We start from the raw sequence: 2,495 nt of genomic DNA on the forward strand, positions 1-2,495 counted from the left end.
GGCTATTACGCGGCCAATAGGTCGAGAATATTGGACTACAAGAAGCAGTACAACGCGAATAATAAAGAAAAGGTACGCGAATGGTGGCGCAAGCGTGAGGCTCTAAAGCGTGAGGCTCTTTACCTGGGTCACACCGTAGAAGACCTAGAACAGAAGCTAGCTTTCTATGGCGGTAAGTGCTGGATTTGTAAAACCAACCCTCATGAGCACTGGGACCATGTAAAGCCCTTGTCTAAGGGTGGAGCACATATCCTGGCAAATCTCAGACCATCATGCGCTAGCTGCAATCGGTCTAAGCGTGATCGTTGGCCTTTTGTGCCAGAAATGATCCTGGACAACCAGAGGGCATATGCCCTCGCAACCTGAAGGAACGAATCATGTTACGTGTATCTATCGAAACTCAAACTGAGTTTGACCGGAGAAGAGGTAATGAACCAGCAAACGACTACGTAAGAACGGAAATCCCCGGTGTGTGTGAAATCTGGTATCGGAAAGCTACGAATACCATTACGGTCGTCAGACTAGATGATACAGAGGAATAGCCGTTTAATCGGCCTAGAATGGCCGTAGACGAGAGATTAGGCCGGACCCTAGGGGAAACCCTAGGCCCGGCTTTTTTGTGCCTTAGAAACGCTCTCACAGCTTCTTTTCTGCTACGTACGTTCCCTTACCCTGCTTGCCGATAATCTCGCCAGTCTCCAGGAGGATTTCCAGAGCCCTACGGGCAGTACCTAAAGCACAGTCGTATTTGTCTGCCAGCTCACTCAGGGTCGGCAGTTTGTCTCCTGGCTTTAGCTGTCCAGAAGCTATGGACTTCCTCAGGTCATTCAAGATTACCCGATAGGTCGGAACGTAGCCGGTCATAGATCAATCCTGACACATCTGGATTTCCGGAAAGTCTGGTATGCCTGTTTATCCATGAAACCTAGTAATCCATGTTTTCTAGTAAAGTTGCTGGCTCAGGCACCAACCCCCACACAGGAGGGACGGATCATGAGGCATAGGAAGCCAGAGCAACCAGGGAGGCTCGCACGCCTCCTACAGAGGCTCAGGAAGCGGTCTGAGAGGACCGCAGAGGCGCTAGGGCCGGCAACCTGCTACCCGGCTAGGGCAGGAGCGTGGGTCAGTGTCGAGCACGCCAGGAGGCAGACACAGCACCAGGAGGCAGACCACACCGTGATCCTGGATCGGCCCTTGTTCACACGGGCCGGCGCGTGGAGAGCTTCACACGCTCTGCGGAACAGGGGAGCGAACTACCGATGACCGATCACAGGTCGTATTCCACAAACGACATTCCTTTAGTCGTTGTAGCCAACCCTCCAAAGACGTTCCTTCTTCACCACGAGGGAGAAACGCTCGGCTGGTTGTTCGTCATGGAATCAGGGGTAATGGCTGTCAGGGAAGATGGGGCGGAAATTTTCCGCTGTGACTCCCTGGAAGACTTCCAGAGGATCGCTCCAATGATCGGAGCGGATATCGCACAGGTAGTCTCCCTCTAGAGACAAAAAAAGTGCCCCCCGGAAATCCGGGGGGCCTTTCTTTTTGCAAACGCTAGGAGAAGCGTTGATTAGCAAGCCAGAGGCTTTAGCTAGCGCTACCTGGATCAACCAGGACGGCAAACGGTGAGCGGGTAGTAGTAGTGTTCTGGTAGGTAGCTGGATTAGCCACCACGAAACCAACACGCATCACGAAACGACCGATAGTGCTATCCATCTGCATTGCGTTGAAAACCACATTACCTGAATCATCGGTAATAACTGCGTCACGGTGAAGAGTTAGCACCATGTCAGAACGAATACCGACGATCGCGTTCGACCAGTCACCACCGATAGCGTGAACGGTCTGATCCCACGCGCCGTTAGTGCTCTCGACAAACGGAAGCCCGTAAAGGTCGTTCCGATTCTCGGCAACCAGGTTCGTGTAGATAGGCGAACCGTCGGCATTGCGCTGTGCGGCTAGTCGCCACTTAAAGCCAGGCTCAGTAGCAAACCCGTTTAGCTGGAATCCGTCTTCAGCAAGCTTTAGACCGACCTGTGCAACGTCATAGCCTAGGTCTGCCTTACCGGCACCACCGGCACCCAGCTCAACAGTGTTTCCAGCCGCTACGGCGTGCTGGTAAACAGACTCAGACCATGAGGCAGGCTTGTTGATACCCCAAAGCGCAGCCTGGTCGATAGCGCGTCCCATAGCCTTAGACATAAGCGGCTGTAGTTCTGCCCAGAGAGGTACGGTCGCATCCATCAGGAAGTCATCAGGAATAACGACCAGAGCAGCCAGAGGCTCAGCGGTAATAACCGCATCATCCCAACCAGCCTTAGTCGTCTTTTTCAGGCCAGTATCGCCGTTAACCCAGTATGCGTCAGGCAGAACGCTTAGAACTGGCTGGCGGTAGCTCATAGAAGGTAGAGTCACCTTGCGGGCAAGCTGCATTACGACAGACTGACCATCAGCACCAGAGATAACGTTCTTCGCTACCTGCTCTGGGATTTCGATTG

At 53.1% G+C, this 2,495-nt stretch carries 3 protein-coding genes; 1 reads left to right on the forward strand and 2 read right to left on the reverse strand.

Features of this window, described 5'->3' with window-relative positions:
• On the forward strand, positions 1 to 366 hold a 366-nt coding region (locus D7I43_RS32310), incomplete at its 5' end, for an HNH endonuclease (RefSeq protein ID WP_147427381.1).
• Positions 367 to 636: 270 nt separating this feature from the next.
• Here the strand turns inward: D7I43_RS32310 and D7I43_RS32315 are convergent.
• Together D7I43_RS32315 and D7I43_RS32320 are read right to left on the reverse strand one after the other, a co-directional pair.
• The gene (locus tag D7I43_RS32315) at positions 637 to 864 is read right to left on the reverse strand and encodes a GntR family transcriptional regulator (RefSeq protein WP_120332328.1); all 228 of its coding nucleotides are present in this window, start codon (positions 862 to 864) and stop codon (positions 637 to 639) included.
• 720 nt (positions 865 to 1,584) lie between these two features.
• Positions 1,585 to 2,495, reverse strand: a 911-nt coding sequence (locus D7I43_RS32320) for a phage major capsid protein (protein WP_158610211.1), incomplete at its 5' end; no start/stop codon positions are given.

The organism is Micromonospora globbae (genome assembly GCF_003610785.1).
Lineage (GTDB): Bacteria > Actinomycetota > Actinomycetes > Mycobacteriales > Micromonosporaceae > Micromonospora > Micromonospora globbae.